The organism is Pelomonas sp. Root1237, assembly GCF_001425055.1.
Lineage (GTDB): Bacteria > Pseudomonadota > Gammaproteobacteria > Burkholderiales > Burkholderiaceae_C > Pelomonas.
The window spans coordinates 1058037-1078801 of record NZ_LMDK01000012.1 but is presented as its reverse complement, the minus strand read 5'-3'; the positions used below and the strand labels follow the sequence as shown (position 1 = coordinate 1078801).

Here is a 20765-nt window from a genome sequence, read left to right as displayed (position 1 = left end):
GCCTGCCACCCATTTCGGCAGCTTGCGCTGTGAGGCCCGCCGCGCACGGCATTCAATGCTGCGGCGGGCCAGTCTGCGACCACAAATTTCGCGGCGCCGTCCCTACCATCAGCGCCCATTCACCCATGACATCGCAGGTCAATCGCATGCAAGTCGCCCAGCCGCATTCGCCAATGGCCGCCCGGACTCCGGGGTTGCTCAAGGCCGATTCGCGGTCCCGCATTTGCGCCACCGGCTGGTGCCTCCAGGGTTCCATTGAAGGGCGCCCGTCCCCGTCCAAGTGCACGCCGCAGGGCATGCCGCCGAGCCGCCTTCGAACGGCAGTTTCAGCGCCTGCGACAGCCCGTTTTCCCCACAAACCACTTCACTGCACATGCTGCAATGAAGCCCTGATGACAACCCACTGAGCGAGACGCGCAACATGAGCATCCGACCCAAGTACATCACCTTCGATTGCTACGGCACCCTGACCCGCTTCCGCATGGCGGAGATCACACGGGATATCTTCTTCGACCGCGTGCCGGCCGAGCGCATGGAGCAGTTCATCGCCGACTTCACGGCCTACCGTTTCGACGAAGTGCTGGGCGACTGGCAACCGTACGACGTGGTGCTGAAGAACGCGGTGCGCCGGCTGTGCCGCAAGTGGAAGCTGCAGTACCTTGACGCCGAGGCGCAGCGCTACGTCGATGCCGTGCCCACCTGGGGGCCGCACGACGACGTGCCCGCGGGCCTGGCCAAGGTCGCCAAGGAGATCCCGCTCGTGATCCTGTCCAACGCGATGGACCACCAGATCCAGTCCAACGTCGCCATGCTCGGCGCACCCTTCCACCGGGTCTACACCGCCCAGCAAGCCCAGGCCTACAAGCCGCGGCTGAAGGCCTTCGAGTACATGATCGATTCGCTCGGCTGCAACCCCGAGGACCTGCTGCATGTGTCCTCCAGCCTGCGCTACGACCTGATGTCGGCCGACGACATCGGCATCGTCAACAAGGTCTTCGTCAACCGCGGCCATGGCCCGGGCTGCCCGGGCTACCGCTACACCGAGATCGCCGACATCGGCGGCCTGGCCGGCGTGGTCGGTCTCTGAACGTCGATAGCGGCCAGGCCATGAAACTCGATGCCTACTGGACCGACAGCGTGCCGGCGTTCGTGCCGGCAGCACGCGAGCTGCCGCAGCGCGTGGACGTCGCCATCGTGGGCGGCGGCTTCAGCGGCCTGTCCGCCGCCCTGGCGCTGGCCAAGCGCGGTGCCACGGTGGCAGTGCTGGAGGCTGGTGCGCGCGTCGCGTCCGAAGCCTCGGGGCGCAATGGCGGCCATGTGAACAACGGCCTGGCGGTCGACTATGCGGAAGCCGCCGCGCGCCATGGCCGCGAGCGGGCAGCCGCCTGGTACCGCGCCTACGACGACGCCGTCGACACCGTGGCGCAGCTGGTTCAGCAGGAAGGCATCGCCTGCGATTTCAGCCGCACCGGCAAGCTCAAGCTGGCGACACGGCCGGCGCAGCTGGAGGCGCTGCGGCGCAGCGTGGAGCGCCTGCATGCCGACGGCGTCGACACCGACACCGAGATCCTCGATGCTGCCAGCGTGCGTGCCGAGGTGCAGAGCGAGCGTTTCCACGGCGGCATGCTCTACAGGCGCAGCGGCCAGATGCACATGGGCCGCTTCGCCAACGGCCTGGCCGAAGCCGCCGAGCGCCAGGGCGCGGGCATCTTCACCGGCACCTGCGTGCAGCGGATTGAGCGCACCCACGGCCACGCCCACCGCCTGCACACCACGCGCGGCACCGTGGCGGCCGACCAGGTGCTGCTGGCCACCGGGGCTTCGCGCCACGGCGGCTACCGCAGCTTCGGCTGGCTGCGCCGGCGCATCGTGCCCATCGGCAGCTTCATCGTCGTGACCGAGCCGCTCGGCGCGGAGCGCGCGGCCGCGCTGCTGGCGGCGCGCCGCACCTACACGACGGTGGCCAACATCCACCACTACTTCCGACTGACGGCCGACCACCGGCTCGTCTTCGGCGGCCGCGCTCGCTTCGCGATCAGCAGCCCGCAGCAGGACGCCGCCAGCGGCGAGGTCCTGCGCGCCGGCCTGCTGGAGACCTTTCCGCAACTGGCCGGCGTGCGGCTGGACTACTGTTGGGGCGGCCTCGTCGACATGACACAGGACCGCCTGCCCCATGCCGGCGAGCGCGACGGCCTGTACTACACGATGGGCTACAGCGGCCACGGCACGCAGATGTCGGTGCTGATGGGCCAGCGCATGGCCGCGCTGATGGGCGGCGACACCGCCGCCAACCCGTGGGCGGACCGTGCCTGGCCGGCCATTCCCGGCCATGTCGGCCCGCCCTGGTTCCTGCCCGCCGTCGGCCTGTACTACCGGCTGAAGGATCGCCTCGCCTAGCCTGGAGCGGGCGGTTCTCCCAAGACCCGCCCCGAACTCGTCACCCCCACAGAACACTGAACGAGAAACACACCATGAGCCATCGCCAACCCCTCGAAGCCCTTGTCGGCCCGCACGACAGCCAGCGCTTGTTCGAAGCGCTGAAACGCGGCGCCAGCCGCCGCGACATCCTCGGCCTGCTCGTCGGGGCGGGCATGCAGGCCGGCCTCGCCGGTGCGCTCGCGGGCAGCGCGATGTCGGCCCATGCGCAGGCGCCCAAGCGCGGTGGCAAGCTGCGCGTGGCCGGCGCCACGGCCGCGGCCAGCGACACGCTGGACCCGGCCAAGCAGTCCAACCAGGCCGACTACTCGCGCTGCAACATGCTCTACAACGGGCTCACGTCGCTGGACGGCAGCCTGACGCCGCAGCCGGCCCTGGCCGAGCGCTTCGACACCAAGGACGCCAAGACCTGGGTGTTCACACTGCGCAAAGGCGTCACCTTCCATGACGGCAAGGCGCTGACCCCGGCCGACGTCGTCTACTCGATCTCGCGCCACAAGGACCCCGCCACGGCCAGCAAGGCCAAGGTTCAGACCGACCAGATCGAGAGCATCAAGGCCAGCGGCCCGAACGAGGTGACCATCGTGCTCGCCGCGCCGAACGCCGACCTGCCGGTCATCCTGGGCACCTTCCACTTTCACATCGTCAAGGACGGCACGACCGACTTCAACACCGGCATCGGCACCGGCCCCTACAAGCTCAAGGAGTTCAAGCCCGGCGTGCGCTCGGTCGTCGTGCGCAATGAGGCTTACTGGAAGCCCGGCAAGCCCTACCTGGACGAGATCGAGTTCGTCGGCATCAGCGACGAGAACGCCCGCGTCAACGCGCTGCTGTCAGGTGGCATTGACCTTGTCGGTGCCGTCAACCCGCGCTCACTGGCACGCATCGCCGGCACGCCGGGCTTCGCCGTGTTCAAGACGCAGTCGGGCCAGTACTCCGACCTGACCATGCGGCGCGACACCGGCCCTGGCGCCAACCCCGACTTCGTGCTGGGCATGAAGCATCTGTTCGACCGCGAGCAGATGAGGAAGACCATCGCCCTCGACCAGGCCGTCATCGGCAACGACCAGCCGATCGACCCGACCAACCGCTTCCACTTCGCCGGCCTGCCGCAGCGCGCCTTCGACCCCGAGAAGGCGAAGTTCCACCTGAAGAAGGCGGGCGTCTCGAGCGCGGTGCCGGTGGTGTGTTCGCCTGCGGCGCTGTACTCGGTCGAGATGGCGCTGATGCTGCAGCAGACGGCCAAGGAGGTCGGTCTGGACATCGACGTCAAGCGCATGCCGGCCGATGGCTACTGGTCCAACCACTGGCTCAACAGCGCCGTCGGCTTCGGCAACGTCAACCCCCGGCCCAGCGCCGACATGCTGCTGACGCAGTTCTTCAAGTCGGATGCGCAGTGGAACGAGTCGCGCTGGAAGAACGAGAAGTTCGACCAGCTGCTCGTCGCCGCGCGCGGTGAGACCGACCTCGCCAAGCGCCGCCAGATGTATGCCGACATGCAGACGCTGATCCACCAGGAGGCCGGCATCGGCATCCCGCTGTTCCTGGCCAGCCTTGACGGCCACAGCACCAAGGTCAAGGGCCTGTCGCCCATCCCGCTGGGCGGGTTGATGGGCTACAACTTTGCCGAGAACGTCTGGCTCGCCGCCTGACACCCCCACCGCACAAGGCATCCTATGAACGGGATCATCCTCAAGCTGCTCGCGCAGCGCGTCGCGTTGTCGCTGCTGTCGCTGCTGGCGGTGTCGGTGATCGTCTTCGCCGTGACGGCGGTGCTGCCCGGCGACGCGGCCCAGGAGCAGCTCGGCCAGGACGCCACGCCCGAGGCCCTGGCTGCACTGCGGGCGCAGATGGGCCTGGACGCCTCGGCCCCTACGCGCTACCTGCGCTGGCTGGGCGGCCTGGCGCGCGGCGACTTCGGCAAGTCCGTCACGGCCTACCAGCCGGTGGCCGAGCTGATCGGCTCGCGGCTGCCCAACTCGCTGCTGCTGGCCGCCATCACGGCGCTGTTCTCGGTACCGATCGCGCTGGCCGCCGGCATCGCGTCGGCGGTGTGGCGGGGCTCGTGGTTCGACCGCGCTGCGTCCACGGCCTCGGTGGGTGTCGTCTCGGTGCCGGAGTTCCTGATCGCGACGCTGGCGGTGCTGGTGTTCGCGGTGCAACTGCGCTGGCTGCCCGCGCTGTCCTATGTCAACGACATCGAATCGATGGGTCAGCTGCTGAAGGCCTTCGCGATGCCGGTGCTGACGCTGACCTGCGTGATCGTCGCCCAGATGATGCGCATGACGCGTGCGGCGGTCATCGACCAGCTGGAGGCGCCCTACATCGAGATGGTCCGCTTGAAGGGCGCCTCGTCGCTGCGCATCGTCATGTGCCATGCGCTGCCGAACGCCGTCGGCCCGATTGCCAACGCGGTGGCGCTGAGCCTGTCCTACCTGCTGGGCGGCGTGATCATCGTCGAGACGATCTTCAACTATCCCGGCGTGGCCAAGCTGATGGTCGACGGCGTCGCGCAACGCGACACGCCACTGGTGCAGGCCTGCGCCATGCTGTTCTGCAGCGGCTATCTGATCCTCGTCACGGCCGCGGACATCTGCGGCATCGTCGCCAACCCGCGGCTGCGTCACCGCTGAACGGAGCACAGGCATGACCGTCATTTCCATTCCCCTGCCTGTCGGGCGCTCGGTGGCCTGGCGCCGCCGGCTCGCGCAGTTCGGCCCTTCGGGTCTGCTCGGCCTCGTGGTCCTGACCTTCTGGGTCCTGGCCGCACTGTTCGGCCCCGCGCTGCTGGCCCGCAGCGGCGCCCAGGGCGGTGGTGCCGTGTTCGCACCCATCAACGCTCACCACTGGCTGGGCACCGACTATCTGGGCCGCGACATGCTGGCCCGCGTCATCGAAGGTGCCCGCTACACCGTCGGCGTGGCTCTGGTCGCCACACTGCTGGCCAGCGGCACGGGCACCTTGCTGGCGCTGCTGGCGGCCGCCAGCGGGCGCTGGATCGACGGGACCTTGAGCCGCCTGCTGGACACGCTGACGGCCATTCCGAGCAAGATGTTCGCGCTGCTGATCGTGGCCGGCTTCGGTTCGTCGGTGCCCGTGCTGATCCTGACGGCCGCCGTCATCTATGTGCCGGGCGCCTACCGCATCGGCCGCTCGCTGGCCGTGAACATCAATGCGATGGACTACGTCACCGTGGCCCGCACGCGCGGCGAGGGCACCTGGTATGTGATGCGGCGCGAGATCCTGCCCAACATCCTCGGCCCGATGCTGGCCGACCTGGGGCTGCGCTTCGTCTACGTCGTGCTGCTGCTGGCGTCCTTGAGCTTTCTCGGCCTGGGCGTGCAGCCGCCGATGGCGGACTGGGGTTCGCTGGTGCGCGAGAACATCGGCGCGCTGGCCGATGGTGGCGCCTCGGTGATTGCGCCGGCCGGGGCAATAGCCAGCCTGACCATCGCCGTGAATCTGGTGATCGACAACCTGCCGGGTCGCAAGGCCCGCGAGAGGGGAGCACGCTGATGGGCAGCCTTGTTGAAGTGAGCAATCTGACGGTCACAGCCGGCGACGCGACGCTGGTCGACGCGCTGTCGTTCACGATCCACCCCGGTGAAGTGCTGGCGCTGATCGGCGAGTCCGGCTCGGGCAAGACGACCACGGCGCTGGCCCTGATGGGCTATGCGCGTCAAGGCTGCCGCATCGCGGCGGGGCAGGTCCGCATCGGCGATGTCGACGTGCTCAAGCTCGACCCGCGCCAGCTGCGCGGCCTGCGCGGCCGCAAGGTCACCTACATCGCGCAGAGCGCGGCGGCGTCGTTCAACCCGTCGCGCACCATCCTCGACCAGGTCGTGGAGCCGGCGACGCTGCACGGCACGCTGTCGCGCCCGGCGGCTGAACTGAAGGCGATTGCGCTGTTCCGCGAGCTGGCGCTGCCCGATCCTGAAGGCATTGGCGCGCGCTACCCGCACCAGGTGTCAGGCGGCCAGCTGCAGCGGCTGATGGCGGCGATGGCGCTGATCACCGACCCCGATGTTGTCATCCTCGACGAGCCGACCACGGCGCTGGACGTGACGACGCAGGTGGAGGTGCTGCGCGCCTTCAAGCGGGTGGTGCGCGAGCGCCAGGTCACGGCGGTCTACGTCAGTCATGACCTGGCGGTCGTGGCCCAGATGGCCGATCACATCTTGGTGCTGCGCGGTGGCTGCATGCAGGAGCTGGGTGGCACCGACCGTGTGATCGGCCAGCCAGCGCATGAGTACACCCGCGAACTGCTGGCCGCCGCACGGCCGGTGGCGCGCGATGCGGGCCATGACGCCGGCAGCACGCCGACGCTGCTGGAGGTCAGCGGCCTGAGCGCCGGCTACGGCGCGCGGGATGCCCAGGGCCGGCCGCGGGTGTGCATCCTGCAGGACATCGACCTGCGGCTGGAGCGCGGCCAGGCCGTCGGCGTCATCGGCGAATCGGGCTCCGGCAAGACGACGCTGGCCCGCGCCGTCGCGGGCTTGCTGGGACCGAGCGCCGGCACCATCCGTTTCGACGGCCGGCCCCTGGCGCCAACGCTTGGCGCACGCAGCAAGGAGGACCTGCGCCGCATCCAGATCGTCTTCCAGTCGGCCGACACGGCGCTGAACCCGTCGCAGACCATCGAAAGCATCCTCGCGCGGCCGCTGCAGTTCTACCGCGGCATGAAAGGTGCTGCCCTGCAGCGCCGCATCGCCGAGCTGCTGGACCTGGTGAAGCTGCCGGCCAACGTCGCTGGCCGCCTGCCCGGCGGGCTGTCGGGCGGCCAGAAGCAGCGTGTCAACCTGGCGCGGGCGCTGGCCGCCGAGCCTGAGCTGCTGCTGTGCGACGAGGTCACCTCGGCGCTGGACACGGTCGTCGGCGCCGCCGTGCTCGACCTGATCGCGGAACTGCGCCGCGAGCTGGGCTTGTCCATCCTGTTCATCAGCCATGACCTGCACACGGTCCGCGCGGTCTGCGACGAGATCGTCGTCATGCGGCATGGCTGCAAGCTGGCCCAGGTGGCGCGGGCCGACTATGACCGCGGGCCGCACCACCCCTACTACGAGCAGCTCGCGCGAGCCGTACCCGAACTGCGGCGCGGCTGGCTTGAAGAACTCGACTCGCCGCGGCCCGTGCTGGTCGCCTGACAACGACGAAGGAAAACCCATGATGAACACGTTCCGAATCGCCGCCATCGCCGGCGACGGCATCGGCAAGGAAGTGATGCCCGAGGGCCTGCGCGTGCTGAGGGCCGCAGCCGATCGCTTCGGTTTCGCCCTCGAACTGCGCGAGTTCGACTGGGCCAGCTGCGACTGGTACGCGCAGCACGGCCAGATGATGCCGGACGACTGGAAGGAGCAACTGGCCGGCGTCGACGCCGTCTATTTCGGCGCCGTCGGCTGGCCAGCGACCGTGCCCGACAACGTCTCGCTGTGGGGCTCTCTGCTGAAGTTCCGGCGCGAGTTCGACCAGTACATCAACCTGCGGCCGGTGCGGCTGTTCGAAGGCGCGCCGTGCCCGCTGGCGGGGCGCAAGGTCGGCGACATCGACTACGTCGTCGTGCGCGAGAACACCGAAGGCGAGTACACCAACCTCGGCGGCGTGATGTTCGCCGGCACCGAGCGCGAGATCGTCATCCAGGAGTCGGTGTTCTCGCGCCACGGCGCTGATCGCGTGCTGCGCTACGCCTTCGAGCTGGCGCGCTCGCGCCAGCGCAAATCGCTCACCGTGGCCACCAAGAGCAACGGCATCGCCATCAGCATGCCCTGGTGGGATGCGCGCACCGACGAGATGGCGCGCCAGTACCCTGACGTGCAGGTCGACAAGCAGCACATCGACATCCTTTGCGCCCGCTTCGTGCTGCAGCCGCAGCGCTTCGATGTCGTCGCCGCGACCAATCTGTTCGGCGACATCCTCAGCGACCTAGGCCCGGCAACCACCGGCACCATCGGCCTGGCGCCGAGCGCCAACCTCAACCCGGAACGCCAGTTCCCGTCGCTGTTCGAGCCAGTGCACGGGTCGGCGCCCGACATCTATGGCCGCCGCATCGCCAACCCCATCGCCATGATCTGGTCGGGTGCGCTGATGCTCGACTTCCTGACGCAAGGGCAGGGCGCCGGCCGCGCAGCGCACGACGCCATCGTGCGCGCCATCGAGGACGTGATCCTGCGCGGGCCACGCACGCCCGACCTTGGCGGCGACGCCCATACCGAAGACGTCGGCCAGGCAATTGCCAATCGAGTGAAGGAATTCTGAAATGCCGTTGACGATTCAACAAGACAACTTGCTGCCCGGCCGCAACTTCATCGCGGGGCAATGGCGCGAGGCGCTGGAGGGCCAACGTTTCGGGGTGACCGACCCGGCGACCGACGCGGTGTTCGCCACTGTGCCGGACAGCGGTGCTCTCGACGCTGCTGCGGCGCTTGAGGCGGCCCATGCGGCCTTTCCGATCTGGCGTGCGATGCCGGCCAAGCAAAGGGCGCAGATCCTCAATCGCTGGAACGCACTGATCCTCGCGCACCAGGATGACCTGGGCCGCCTGATCTCGCGTGAGCAGGGCAAACCGCTGGCCGAGGGGCGAGGGGAGGTTGCCTACGCTTCGAGTTATGTGGAATGGTTCGCTGCCGAAGCCACGCGTGCCAACGGCGACGTGATCCCCGCGTCGGTGCCCGGCCGGCGCATGTTCGCGCTGAAGGAACCGGTCGGCGTGGTCGCCGCGATCACGCCCTGGAATTTCCCTGCGGCGATGATCGCGCGCAAGATCGCCCCTGCGCTGGCCGCCGGTTGCACCGTGGTCTGCAAGCCGGCCGAGGACACGCCACTGACCTCGCTGGCGCTGGTCAAGCTGGCCGAGGAGGCAGGCGTCCCCGCGGGGGTGCTGAACATCGTGACAGCTTCGCGTGAACGCACGCCCGAGGTCGTCGATGTCTGGCTCGACGACCCGCGCGTGCGCAAGATCACCTTCACCGGCTCCACACCAGTGGGCAAGCATCTGGCGCGTCGCGCCGCCGACACGCTCAAACGGCTGTCGCTGGAACTGGGTGGCAACGCGCCTTTCATCGTCTTCGAGGACGCCGACCTCGATGCCGCCGTCGAGGGCCTGATGGTGGCCAAGTTCCGCAACGGCGGGCAGACCTGCGTGAGCCCGAACCGGGTGTTCGTGCAATCGCCCGTGCACGACGCCTTCGTCGAGAAGCTGGCCGCTCGCATCTCGGCGCTCAAGGTCGGCCCGGCCAGCGACCCGGCCTCACAGATCGGGCCGATGATCAACGCGAGGGCCGTCGACAAGATCGAGCGCCATGTGCAAGACGCCGTTGAGCGCGGTGCGGCCACGCTGGTCGGCGGCGCGCGGCTGCCGGCCCTCGGACCGAACTACTTCGCGCCGACGCTGCTGGTCGGCGCCGACGGCGGCATGGCCTGCGCCTGCGAGGAAACTTTCGGACCACTGGTGGCCATCACTCGCTTCGAGACCGAAGCCGACGTGATCCGCGCGGCGAACGACACACCCTTCGGTCTGGCGGGCTATTTCTATGCCACCGACGTGCGGCGCATCTGGCGCATGGCGGAGGCCTTGCAGACCGGCCTGGTGGGCGTCAACGAAGGCGCGCTAGCTGCCGAGGCGGCACCGTTCGGTGGCGTCAAGGAGTCAGGCTATGGGCGCGAGGGCTCGGTGCACGGCCTGGACGACTACATGCACCTGAAATACGTGTGCCAGGGGCAGCTTTGAGGTCATAACCTTTTCTGCAAGGCCGCCTTTCAAATGCTGTGTCCGGTGACGCCGGCACTGGCCGCAAAGATCAACGTGGTGCGTCTTTGCTCGAACGCCGCAGGAAGGTTTGCCAAACGCCGGTGTTCGTCGATGAACTCGACGGCTTTGCCGACGCGGACGTAGTCCAGGACGGGTACCCGCCGTCAGGGTCGCAGCGAGGTGGCGTCTGGCCCGGGGAAGTCGGCCGGCAGCTGGGTGTCGGGGTTGCGCCCCGCCAGCCATTTCAAGGCACGCGGCATGACGGACTGGAAGGCGGCGCAGCGCATGCCCGGCGATGCGCCATGGCCGAACCAGACATGCCCGTAGGCGGACACGAAGACGCGGCCCCGGCCGTACCTCACGGTCCATTCGACGGGGAACTGCCGGCCGTCCACGCCGTCGTGTGCATAGGCGATCACGTCGACGTTGCGGGCCGGGCCGCGGGCGTAGCGGTAGACCTCCATGTCGGCGGCCCGCCAGCTGCGCGGCAGGCCGGCATGGATGGGATGCTGGCCGCGTTGGTGCACGAGCGTGTCGGTGCGATCGCCGTGCCAGGTGTCGTCGCCGTCACCGGCCGGTACGGTCTGCAGTGTCTCGTCCTCGCGCACCAGCAGCGCCGAGCCGAAGTGCTTGTCGCGCCAGCCCAGGCCGATCATCTCGTTGTACTGGGGCCACTCGGCGAAGGCATTGTTCGCCTCGTGGTAGACGTAGAAGCCACCACCGCCGCGCACGAAGGCCTCGAAGGCGCGCTGCACTTCGGCCGGCCAGCCCGGCTTGCCGCCGAGGTTGTTGTAGCCCGACAGCACCACGTCGTAGCGCGTGAAGTCGGGCCGCCAGCGCGCCCAGGCGGCGGGGTCGCTTGCATCCGGTGGCGTGATGGACACGTCCACCTCGAACGCGCCGTCGCGGGCGAGGATCTCGCGCACCAGCTCCAGCCGGCGTGGCCAGTCGTGGTTGCTGATGCCCTCGATGATGAGCACTCGGATGCGCGGGGCTTCGGCGGCGCGCGTCAGCAGTGGCAGGCCGGCCGCTGCCAAGGCCAGTGCGGTGAACAGGAAGGTCCTGCGGTCACGTCCCATGGATGCACCCGATGGCCGCGCTAGAAGCGGTCGAAGAAGGCCTTGGTCTCGGCTGCCGAGAAGCCGGGCGGCCAATGCCCGCCGGTCGCGTGGCCGCACCAGACGACCGGCTTGCCCGCGCTGCAGCTCTGGTACTCCACGCAGCCGTTGGTGCCGATGGGCTTGGTCGTGGCACTGCAGCTGTTGCGGGCCAGGAAGGTGTTGCGGGCATCCTCGCCGGCGGAGTAGGGCACGACGTTGTCATCCATGGCGTGGTCGAAGATGGCGGCGACGCGATGCGCCGAACTGCCGCATCCACTCCACAGCGAGCCGGACAGCGGGGCGATGGCTCGCACCACGTCACCCATCTGGCAGCCGATGGCGTTGGACATCATGCCGCCGAAGCTGAAGCCGGTGGCGAACACCCGTTGCGGGTCGGTGCACACGCCTTGCTGGACCTGGCTGATCATGCTGCGCATGAAGCGGATGTCGCGGTCGCCGTCGTTGGCCCAGCCGGCATCCAGGCCTTGCGGGGCGATGAAGATGGCGTTGTTGCCGTACAGCGGCTTCAGCCCGAAGAAACCGCCCCAGGTATAGACATCGTTGGCACTCCCGCCACGCCAGTGCAGGCCAATGACGACGGGATAGGTCTTGTTGCGGTCGTAGCCGGCCGGCATCTCGATCCAGTAGCTGCGCTGGACGTTGTCCGACGTGATCGACTGCAGGCCGGTGCTGAACTTGGCCGTGATGCCGCAGCCGGCGCTGCCGGTGGCGACTGGTGCCGGGGGTGGTGGCGTGGGCGTTGGCGTCGAGGAACTCTCGGACGCCGAGCCACCGCCGCAGGCGGCGAGCGCGCAGAGGAGCAGTAAGGCGCCCAGCACTCGCCGCGCCACCGTCGAATGCAGCCGTCTCATGGCTTGACGGGCTCCACCGTCACCAGCGCGATGTCGTTGCTGCGCATGGTCAGCTTCCACTGCAGCTTGCCGTCCTTGCCGACCTTGACGATGCGGTCCGCCTCGGGCTGGTCCTCGGTGAGGCTTTGCAGCTGGGCCAGCTGTTCGGCGCTCAAGTCCTTGGGTGCACCCATTTCGAGGTAGGCGGTGTAGGCGTCGTTGACCTTGTGGCCGGTGCGGCGCACCAGCACGCGGTAGTTGCCGGCGCTGACGTTGCGCAGGTTCAGCGTGACGGCGGGTGCTGGGCCGTTGGGCACCGGCTTGCCGAAGAAGACGCCGTTGCTGTTCTTCTTCTGGTCGGGATGCTGCCAGTCCCAGACCACCACGGCGGCCTTGCCGCCATCCACGGCAGCCAGCACCTTGTCGTCCTTGCTGGGCACCTCCTTGCCGCGCAAGGCGTTGAGGTATTTGTAGGCGAACCACGCCGGCTTGCGCACGCTGTCGCGCGTCATCAGGCCGAAGCCGCCATGGAAGGCGCGGTCCGGCGGGCCCGGCTCCTCGAACAGGTCGCTGTAGGTCCAGTAGCTCATCGCCTGCGCGTAGCCGCGCGTGCCGCGCAGCTTGGTCAGGATCCACGGTGCGCTGATGTAGCTGTCATGCACCTTGTCGCGCGGGTTGTAGCTGGTGCTCCACTCCGTGATGTACAGCGGGATGCCGGGGAAGGCCGAGGCCTCGATCTCGCTGCGGTTGCGGCGCACGTCGCCAATGATGGAGTTGGCGTCGGGGGCCAGGATGCGGTCGGATTGGCCGTATTCGTCGAGGAAGCCCTCGGTCACGCCGTAGGTGTGGGTGGTGACGAAGTCCACCGGCACGCCTTGCTGCTTGGCATAGGCCAGCAGCTCGGGCACCCAGGCCGCGCCGGCAGTGGACGGGCCGCCCACCTTCAGCGCCGGGTCGACCTTCTTGAGGGTGCGCGCCGTGTTGGCGTAGAGCTCGAAGTAGGCCTTCTGGTCGGCCTTCTCCCAGAAGCCGTCCAGGTTGGGTTCGTTCCAGACCTCGAACGGCCACTTGCGCACTTCTTCGGCGCCGTAGCGCTGGATCAAATGGCGCGCGAAGGCATCGATCAGCTCGGCCCAGGGCCCCGGCTGCGGGTGCGAGGTGTTGCCCTTCCAGTGGAAGATGGTGAGGTTGGAGGTCGTCATCACCTTGGGCGAGAAGCCCAGTTCGATGAAGGGCTTGATGCCGCGGACGAGCAAGGCGTCGTACACGCGGTCAATGCCGCTCCAGTCGAACACCAGCTTGTCGCCTTCCTTCTTCACGGTGCCGTAGACGTCGTGGAAGACGTCGTGGAAGCGCACGGAGCGAAAGCCCAGTTCGTCGACGGCGGTCTTCAGCTGTGCGAGGTTCTCCGGGCGACCCGTGGTGCCGACATAGTCGGAGCCGACCGCCAGATCGAAGAAGCGATCGACTGGCGCCTTCGCGGCAGCGATGTCGAGGTCGACCTTGCGTTCGGCCGGGCCGGCGGCGCCCGCCTGGGCGCACAGGCTCAGCGCCAGCACGGCGGCAGAGAGGGAAGTCAGGCGTTTGATCATGAGGGTGGGGCGGCGCGGGATGGCGTTCAAGGTTGGATGTCCCATTCGATGCTGTCGGTGGCGCCGCGCTCATCGCGCACGCGCAGGGTGGTGCGGCCCGGCGCCAGTGGCACCGCAGGCCAGGCGGCGATGCGGTCGACGACGGGCACGGTGCCCATCGGCTTGCCATTGACTTCCAGGCTGGCCTGGCGGCCGTTGCTGTAGGCCTTCACGGCCACGGTGCCCGCGGGCCGCGGGCTGGCGCGGCGGTTGGCCAGGTGCAGCACGGGCTCGCGCTGCCACCAGGCCTGCCAGAGCAGGAAGGCGTCCTTGCGGAAGCGCCGGTCGTAGGTGACGAGGCCCTTGTCGTTGACGCCGGGGGCGTCGCCTTCGTTGCGGCCTGCCGAGGCATGGTCGAAGCCCAGCCAGACGAAATGACCCCACAAGAAGGGGCGCGCCGAGAGCTGGCGGGCATAGGCCTCGTGGAAGAGGGCCTGGTACTGCTCGGGGTGCCAGCGCGCGCCCGGCTGCGGCCGTTTCGGCGGGTCTTCCTGCTGCAGCACGCTGGCGCCGGCGCCGTATTCGCCCAGGCCGATGGGCTTGGCCGGCAGCTTGGCATGCAGGCGGTCCGCCCAGGGGCCGATGTCGGTGAATTCGCCGTCGTACCAACCCCAATAGCGGTTGTAGGAGGCCAGGTCGGTCTGCAGCGCCATGGGATGGTCGTCCGGCGCGCAGCAGTGCGCATAGGTGGTCAGGCGTGCCGGGTCCTCCTGTTTGGCCAGGCGGTGCAGCTCACCGAGCAGGTCGCGGATAGCGTCGTCGGAGCGGTAGACCTCATTGCCCACGCCCCAGACGGCCACCGATGCGTGGTGGCGGTTCTGGCGCACCAGCTCGCGCAGCTGCTGGAACAGGTTGTCGCGGAAGGCCGGCGCCTCGCTCATCGCCGCGTTGAGCGGGATCTCGGTCCACAGCACCAGGCCAAGTTCGTCGGCGCGTTCGTAGACGCGCGGTGGGTGCTGGTAGTGCACCAGCCGCAGCCCGGTGACGCCAAGCTCCATCAGGATGCGCAAGTCCTCGTCGACCTCGGCATCGCCCACGGCCACGCCGTGGCCGGGGCGGCCGGGGTGGAAGTAGTTGACGCCATGCAGCGGGTAGGGCTTGCCGTTGAGCAGGAAGCCGCGCTGCGGGTCGACGGCGACCTGGCGCAGGCCCAGCGGCAGCTGCACGCTGTCACGCACGCTGGTGCCCTGGAGCAGTTCGGCGCTCAGCCGGTAGAGGTAAGGGTCGAACACGCCTTGCCACAGGTGCGGCTTGGCTACGTTCAGCTGCACGCTTGCGTCGTCGGCTGCGCCGGCCGGCAGCTCCACCGCCTGGCTCTGCTGCAGCACGGTGCGGCCCGCGGCGTCGCGCAGTGTCAGGCGCAGCAGGCGCCGGGCGGGCAGGGCGCCGTCGTTGCGCAGCTGCACGCGCACCTTCAGCTGTGCTGCCGCGGAGGTCAGGGCCTCGGTGTCGACCTGGACGCCAGGGCCGCCGTGGTCGAGCAGCTCGATGTGGGCGTCGTCGGTCTCGATGAGGCGCACCGGCCGCACCAGGCCGCCGAAGACGGTGAAGTCGCCGCCGAGCGGCGCCACCTGCGGCAGCGCGCCGTTGTCTACGCGCACGGCAAGCAGGTTGCGGCCGGGGCGGAGCAGGTTCGTGATGTCGAAGCGAAAGCGCGCATAGCCGCCGTCGTGGCGGCCGGCGCGCTGGCCATTGACCCAGACCTCGGCGGCCATCGTGGCGGCGTCAAACTCCAGGAACTGGCGCCGGCCCGCGGCTGCGGCTGGGCGCTCCAGGACGCGCCGGTACCAGGCGGCGCCGCGGTAGTAGGCGCCGCCCGCTTCGCCGTCGACGGCATTGAAGCTGTGCGGCAAGACGACCCGCGCCCAGGTGGAATCATCCAGCTCGGCCGCCGCCTTGGCGTCTCCAGCCTGGAAGCGCCAAGGCCCATCAAGCAGAAGCTGTTGACGCTGCGCCATCACGGGCATGGCTGTCAACATCACCGCCAAGGCCAGTGACAGCTGCTGCATTGCCCGCCCCAACAGGGCGTGCCGAATTCTTCGAGACTTCGTCATGAGGTTCTCTGCAAGGGCCGGTCGGGCTGACCCTGGAAGCGCACCTTTGCTGACGCGTGGAAGAAGTTGGTCATCAACGAGGACATAAGTTTTTGATGGGAGCATCAGGAGCATGAACACAACAGGCAGCAAGTACCGGAAGTGTAGGAACCCAATTCGAAAGCGCTCTATCGCAACACCGCGTCAACCACCTGGTTTGTCGACAATGTGCATTATGTAAAATCAATGGCGTGCGGCGCCCATGAGGAACTTCAGCTTGCCAAATAGCAGCGCCAAGCACTGCGGCCCAAGTGCTCGCAGCAATGGCTTCATCCTGCGCTACCTCCCACAAAGGCGCCAAGAAATCGACGCACTCGGTCCCTCGCAGCGACTACTCCACTTATTTAAGCGCTTCCTTCAAGGTCTCCGCACCTTCCACGATCGTCTTGCCGTTGCCCGTCAGCACCGCTGCAGCGAAGTCGATGACGGCGCCAATCTTGGCGAGCTTGGCCTTGACGCTCTTGACCTTGGCAATCACCTGCTGTGCCGCGTCGACCGCCGACTTGATGTGCTCAGCTGAAATCTTCGCTTCACCTGCTTGCAAGAGGATGCTCAAGCCGGTGAGAGCGGTAGCTTTCGCTGCAAGGCGGTCTTGTGTCGCCAGGACGGCGTCGATGACCTCCTGCGCGGTCGCCTTCTTCAAATCCTCATTGAGCGCATCAAGCTGGTCGTTCAGGAACGTTCTCAACGAGGCCAGCGAGGCTTCGTCAAGCTGATCCCCGACCTGGGCTACCGCGATGAGTTGCTGCTCAGGCCCGGAAGTGCCTGTGGATTCATTGTTCGCTTCGGTGCTCATGCTCTGTTCCTGTGCTTAAAAGCCCGCCTCGATGGCATCCCGAGCCTCAAGTGTCTTGGTCCGGAAGTCGTCCAACTGGTTCAGCAGCGCACGCGGGTCCGACTTGAGCGCCTCTTGCTGAAACACCGGCACAGAGACAATCCAGGCGTCGATGGCGGCGACGATCTTGGTGGGCACATCGCCGGCTTTGCCCGCCTTGGCCAGGCGGGAGTCGATCGCCTTCGAAGTCACCCCGATCTGCCGGCGCAGTTCCGCTGTTCGGATGGGCTCCGCTACGGCCATGGGTTTCCCCATGCCCACACTGATCTCGCTGCCCCGCGTCACGCGCGCGGTCGTGGTCAGCCAGCCGTCGTAGTTGGACTGCTGGGCCTCGTCGACAAAAAAGCTTCGCAAGACGCGCGCGTTGGCCACGAGGTCCGGCCCTGCGGCCACCAGCCGCCGGATGCCGTCCTCTCGCTCGGCCTTCACAAGGACATCAGCGAGCAGCGACAACACGCTGGCGACAGCGGTGACCTTCTTTGGATTGACGATCGAAGCGCCGTCCTTGTCCTTGAGTGCGCTCAACTTCTTGGCCGTTCCCTGAATGGAACTGCGAACCTCGAACTGCTTGTCGTCAACCATCGCTAGCAGGGTCTTGGCGTAGAGCTCCAAGGTGTCGACAGTGACCTCCTGGAACGCAACGGTGGCGTCACCCGTCAACCCACAGCTCTTCTTGAGCGCCTTGGCACCTTCTACATCGCCCGTTGGCGTTGATTCCGACAGCAAGACGCGCACGTCCGCCGCGTCATTGCACAGCTTGGCGACCTGCTGAATCTCCTGTCGAACGGCACCCGTCATCTTCGTGGTCTCAACGGCGAAGTTGGTGATCGCCTTGTAGTTGGCGCAGCCTGCCAACGCCAGGACGGCCAAGGCCGCAATCGCACGCAATGGCACGCTCATGTCTCACTCCCCTTTGAGCCTGTAGGCCTGTGAATGATCGGCGGCGCTGGGGGAAGGCTCATCCCAAAAGTTAATGAGGCCGCCAACAAATTCCCCCGAGGCAAACTCATGCACCAGAAGGCGGCAAGCTCGACGCGCCGCAACAGGTGAATGGACGCCGCTGCACGTCGGAGCGCGATGCCGGCACGCGGTCTGGGCATCGCACGCTCAATGCCTGCGCGGACAGTTTTCGCCAGCCGGCGCCGGCGGGGTGGCCTCGGCGGTGCTCGCGGCCGAGGCGGACGGCGAAGGCCCCACGGTCACGGCCGCCGAGCCGCAGTTGTTGCTGTAGAACCAGTTGGCAATGTAGGGGACCGGCACGATGGCGTCGCTGAGGTACAGGAACAGCTCACCGTCGCGCGACGCCGTGAACGTCAGCTTCGCCTTGCCAGAGCCCTTTTCAATAGGCTGCATCTTCAAGGCCGGCTCGACGTTGCCGCGCTGGCCGATGCGAATCATGGGAACAAAGTAGTCGACATCCCATGAGCGCTTGATGAGCGCAAAGAGGTTGTGCGGCCAGCCCCGTGCCTTCAGCCCCGCCACGCTGGCCTCGACGCCCTTGTCGTACCAAGGCGGGCTGGCGCCGGTGTCCAGCTCGATTTCATACGACTGGTCCGCCTTGACGGAAAGGCCCGTGGCCCAGCAGACCTCGCTCGTGTCGAAACGCGCGTTAGGAGCAAGGGGACTGTCGCCGACGTCCCGTAAAGATTTTGAAGGCGTGCAGAACGCTCCCGCCGAGTCCGCGCTGCGCGCGACGAAGTGGCTGACGCCGCCCACGATCAGGTACAGCAGCGCCAACGCAAAGATCAGCGGCACGATGCCCCGGGAAATCAGCCAGGCCGCGCCAATCAGGAACGGGTTGTTGCGCAACACCCGGGCCACCTTCAGCGTGGGCGTGCTGGGCACGTGGCCGTCGATGACCTTCTCGATCCGCCGCTGGACGCGCACCCGCCAGAGCAGGACCGCCAGCAGGGCTACAACCAGCAGCTTCAGAACCGGGCTGACATCGGCCCATGTTTGCCACTTGGTGTATGCAAGGACCACCACCACCACGACGCCCAGGAGCGCCGCCGCCTTGAGGGTGGAGTTCTTCGCCGAGTCGCGGACCCAGGTCACGTAGTCCTCGCGCCGGTCAGCATGCCAGGCAAACCAGGCACGGTCATGAACGCGCTGCCGAAGGAAGTTGCTGACCTGGAACAGGCCCCCCACCATCGCGATGACGACCAGCATCCCGAACGGCTGCTCGCAGAAGGCCTCGACCCAGCCTCTGGCCCAATTGGGCGCCAGCTCGCGCAACTGCGGCCTCCAGGGCTCGACGATGCCCTTCAAGGTCTCGTTGATCCCGTCCGATGTAGCCTCCGCGCGGCCGCCCAGCTGTTCGTTGGCCCGGCCAAGCGTTTCAAACATCGCCGCGGCGAATTTCTTGGCGTCCAACGGATAAATCACCAACGCCAACGTCGCGAACAAAAACGCGAAATACGCGACCCGGCGCAACCAGACGGTGTCGCGGATCTGTTCCACCATGCCTTGCAAGGGCGCGCCGATCTTTTCGATGGCCACCCTGACCTTCTCGGTCCTTGATGCCGCCACGCTGGCCTGCGCCGTCGTGGACTTGGACAGCTTCATGCCCCGGTCCTCGAACCCCACCATGGGCAGCAGCGAGCCGTCCGGCGCCAGCACATCAAACTCGGCGGGCAGCGCGATCGGCGCGTAGGCATCCGAGCCGTAGGCGATGCGCGCGATAACGCTGCCATGCACGATGGCGCGGATGGGCTGGCCCGTGGTCTTGTCCATGCCCATGTCCACGCGCCGCGGCGCGTAGCGGTAGTACGAGCCTGCGCCCGCGCGGGCGTCGTACAGCCGGGCAAAGGGCGACTTTTCCTGGGCCACCTCCTGCACGGTTCGCGCGTCCAGCCGCAGGCCTGCATCACTGGCCTGGCTGATCATCCAGTCCAGCGTCACCAGCGATTGCTGGTCCTCCGGGTAGCCGCCACCCACGTTGGAGTGGGCGCCGGAGAACCACACCTGCGTCAACCGGTCCGGCGGCACCTTGTTCGCGGCGACCAGCGCAGCCTCGTGAGCCTCATCGAAGAGGATGGGATGGAAGGTCTGGCGCTCGTCATCCAGCGACAGCGCATGGCAGGCGCGCCGGACTTGCACGCTCAAGTGATGGTCCTTTGACACCATGGGCCAGATCAGCAGCGAGATTCCCCACTTGAGCTCGTCCACTGGCATCCCATACGCCGCCACGGTGTCCCACAGGCCAAGGAAGCGGATAGGGACCTTGCGCCGCTCCGGCGGCAAGTCCTGAATGTGGCGCCTGCCGGCGAGCGTCGAGGGCAGCAGCAGCAGGTCGCGCAGCCGGCGGCCCAGCCAGACGATGGGGCTCCAGGACGGATAGGTCTCGTTGCGGTAGCGGCGGTACGCCGCCAGCGCGTGCGCATGCAGTTCAGACTCGGACCGCCCCTGCACCAGGCCCTGGCTCTCGATCAGTGCGACCACCACGCGAATGGTGTATGCGCCCCGGCTGAACCCGAAGCCGTAGATCTCGTCGCCCGGCTCCCAGACCCGGCAGACGAACTTGTAGAGGTCGATGACGTTGCGCTTGAGGCCGTAGCCGAACGCGCCGCCCAGGGCGGCCAGGTATTTGTTGGACGACGTGCCCACGCCGTCGTCATAGTGCGCAAGCTGGTCGGGCTCGGTCTGGTCCAGTGCCTGGAAGATGCGCCAGACATTGGTCTTTTCCGCCTTGGCGGAACTGTTGCCCGTTCCGTCCGAGCACAACACGAGTCTCTTTGGCATGTCCCCTCCCACTCCCAACAATGAATCGACGCCGGCGGCGCCACACACTGGCCTTTCAGGCCGCTGCGGCTAATTCGGCCACGCCTGCACGCGTGAGTCGCCGTTCTGCACGTGATAGTCGAACGCGAGTGCCACGCCCAGCTCCGAGACCAGCTGGGCTTCTTGGCCGTGGCCGCGGCCGGCACGAAGGAGGCGTCATAGGCGCGGTGCATCCGTAGCCGCTTCACGACAGGCGCTTCACCCAGCTGGGCGAAAGCATCTTTCCATTCGGGCGGTACGGAGGCCTTGTCCGGGCCGGAGCTGATACTGTGGGAGTCCAATCGCAAGGCCAACA

General features: G+C 67.5%; 15 protein-coding genes. 8 read left to right on the top strand and 7 right to left on the bottom strand.

What is annotated here, in order from left to right; all coding sequences use genetic code 11:
• The first annotated feature begins 421 nt into the window (after positions 1–421).
• The 8 genes from ASC91_RS12640 (at position 422) to ASC91_RS12605 (ending at position 10159) form a co-directional block, all read left to right on the top strand.
• A complete protein-coding gene (locus ASC91_RS12640) occupies positions 422–1087 on the top strand; it encodes a haloacid dehalogenase type II (RefSeq protein WP_056197091.1) in 666 nt (221 codons plus the stop codon).
• Between the two features lie 20 nt (positions 1088–1107).
• Positions 1108–2397 carry an FAD-binding oxidoreductase gene (locus ASC91_RS12635; RefSeq protein WP_056197089.1) on the top strand — a complete coding sequence of 430 codons (1290 nt, stop codon included), beginning with the start codon at positions 1108–1110 and terminating at the stop codon, positions 2395–2397.
• A gap of 74 nt (positions 2398–2471) precedes the next feature.
• The gene (locus tag ASC91_RS12630) at positions 2472–4088 is read left to right on the top strand and encodes an ABC transporter substrate-binding protein (RefSeq protein ID WP_056197088.1); all 1617 of its coding nucleotides are present in this window, start codon (positions 2472–2474) and stop codon (positions 4086–4088) included.
• A gap of 24 nt (positions 4089–4112) precedes the next feature.
• Complete coding sequence (locus ASC91_RS12625) at positions 4113–5069, top strand: ABC transporter permease (RefSeq protein ID WP_056197086.1); 957 nt, start codon at positions 4113–4115, stop codon at positions 5067–5069.
• Between the two features lie 13 nt (positions 5070–5082).
• Positions 5083–5952 carry an ABC transporter permease gene (locus ASC91_RS12620; protein WP_056197084.1) on the top strand — a complete coding sequence of 290 codons (870 nt, stop codon included), beginning with the start codon at positions 5083–5085 and terminating at the stop codon, positions 5950–5952.
• Positions 5952–7580, top strand: a complete 1629-nt coding sequence (locus ASC91_RS12615) for an ABC transporter ATP-binding protein (RefSeq protein WP_056197082.1) — start codon at positions 5952–5954, stop codon at positions 7578–7580. The genes ASC91_RS12620 and ASC91_RS12615 overlap by 1 nt, the downstream gene beginning before the upstream one ends.
• Before the next feature lie 19 nt (positions 7581–7599).
• On the top strand, positions 7600–8688 hold the full coding sequence (locus ASC91_RS12610) for a tartrate dehydrogenase (protein WP_056197080.1): 1089 nt from the start codon (positions 7600–7602) through the stop codon (positions 8686–8688).
• A gap of 1 nt (position 8689) precedes the next feature.
• The gene (locus tag ASC91_RS12605; RefSeq protein ID WP_056197078.1) at positions 8690–10159 is read left to right on the top strand and encodes an NAD-dependent succinate-semialdehyde dehydrogenase; all 1470 of its coding nucleotides are present in this window, start codon (positions 8690–8692) and stop codon (positions 10157–10159) included.
• Positions 10160–10344: 185 nt separating this feature from the next.
• Here the strand turns inward: ASC91_RS12605 and ASC91_RS12600 are convergent, their stop codons facing one another.
• From ASC91_RS12600 to ASC91_RS12570, 7 genes are all read right to left on the bottom strand, one after another.
• Complete coding sequence (locus tag ASC91_RS12600; RefSeq protein WP_056197076.1) at positions 10345–11259, bottom strand: ThuA domain-containing protein; 915 nt, start codon at positions 11257–11259, stop codon at positions 10345–10347.
• Positions 11260–11279: 20 nt separating this feature from the next.
• Complete coding sequence (locus ASC91_RS12595; RefSeq protein ID WP_200955265.1) at positions 11280–12152, bottom strand: PHB depolymerase family esterase; 873 nt, start codon at positions 12150–12152, stop codon at positions 11280–11282.
• Entirely contained in the window at positions 12149–13723 is a 1575-nt protein-coding gene (locus tag ASC91_RS12590) for a beta-xylosidase (protein ID WP_056197072.1), read from the bottom strand. The genes ASC91_RS12595 and ASC91_RS12590 overlap by 4 nt, the downstream gene beginning before the upstream one ends.
• 26 nt (positions 13724–13749) lie before the next feature.
• A complete protein-coding gene (locus ASC91_RS12585; protein WP_235531967.1) occupies positions 13750–15816 on the bottom strand; it encodes a glycoside hydrolase family 2 protein in 2067 nt (688 codons plus the stop codon).
• Between the two features lie 379 nt (positions 15817–16195).
• Positions 16196–16651 carry a hypothetical protein gene (locus tag ASC91_RS12580; protein ID WP_056197069.1) on the bottom strand — a complete coding sequence of 152 codons (456 nt, stop codon included), beginning with the start codon at positions 16649–16651 and terminating at the stop codon, positions 16196–16198.
• A 15-nt stretch (positions 16652–16666) separates the two neighbouring features.
• Positions 16667–17590 carry a hypothetical protein gene (locus ASC91_RS12575; protein ID WP_056197067.1) on the bottom strand — a complete coding sequence of 308 codons (924 nt, stop codon included), beginning with the start codon at positions 17588–17590 and terminating at the stop codon, positions 16667–16669.
• A gap of 207 nt (positions 17591–17797) precedes the next feature.
• Positions 17798–20479: a DUF2235 domain-containing protein gene (locus ASC91_RS12570; RefSeq protein ID WP_157281515.1), complete on the bottom strand. Its 2682-nt coding sequence runs from the start codon at positions 20477–20479 to the stop codon at positions 17798–17800.
• Positions 20480–20765 lie beyond the last annotated feature (286 nt).

Coding starts and splice junctions, on each gene's coding strand:
- ASC91_RS12575 (WP_056197067.1), bottom strand. CDS start 17,590: ATGAGCGTGCCATTGCGTGCGATTGCGGCCTTGGCCGTCCTGGCGTTG.
- ASC91_RS12605 (WP_056197078.1), top strand. CDS start 8,690: ATGCCGTTGACGATTCAACAAGACAACTTGCTGCCCGGCCGCAACTTC.
- ASC91_RS12585 (WP_235531967.1), bottom strand. CDS start 15,816: ATGACGAAGTCTCGAAGAATTCGGCACGCCCTGTTGGGGCGGGCAATG.
- ASC91_RS12625 (WP_056197086.1), top strand. CDS start 4,113: ATGAACGGGATCATCCTCAAGCTGCTCGCGCAGCGCGTCGCGTTGTCG.
- ASC91_RS12635 (WP_056197089.1), top strand. CDS start 1,108: ATGAAACTCGATGCCTACTGGACCGACAGCGTGCCGGCGTTCGTGCCG.
- ASC91_RS12610 (WP_056197080.1), top strand. CDS start 7,600: ATGATGAACACGTTCCGAATCGCCGCCATCGCCGGCGACGGCATCGGC.
- ASC91_RS12580 (WP_056197069.1), bottom strand. CDS start 16,651: ATGAGCACCGAAGCGAACAATGAATCCACAGGCACTTCCGGGCCTGAG.
- ASC91_RS12620 (WP_056197084.1), top strand. CDS start 5,083: ATGACCGTCATTTCCATTCCCCTGCCTGTCGGGCGCTCGGTGGCCTGG.
- ASC91_RS12615 (WP_056197082.1), top strand. CDS start 5,952: ATGGGCAGCCTTGTTGAAGTGAGCAATCTGACGGTCACAGCCGGCGAC.
- ASC91_RS12640 (WP_056197091.1), top strand. CDS start 422: ATGAGCATCCGACCCAAGTACATCACCTTCGATTGCTACGGCACCCTG.
- ASC91_RS12600 (WP_056197076.1), bottom strand. CDS start 11,259: ATGGGACGTGACCGCAGGACCTTCCTGTTCACCGCACTGGCCTTGGCA.
- ASC91_RS12630 (WP_056197088.1), top strand. CDS start 2,472: ATGAGCCATCGCCAACCCCTCGAAGCCCTTGTCGGCCCGCACGACAGC.
- ASC91_RS12595 (WP_200955265.1), bottom strand. CDS start 12,152: ATGAGACGGCTGCATTCGACGGTGGCGCGGCGAGTGCTGGGCGCCTTA.
- ASC91_RS12590 (WP_056197072.1), bottom strand. CDS start 13,723: ATGATCAAACGCCTGACTTCCCTCTCTGCCGCCGTGCTGGCGCTGAGC.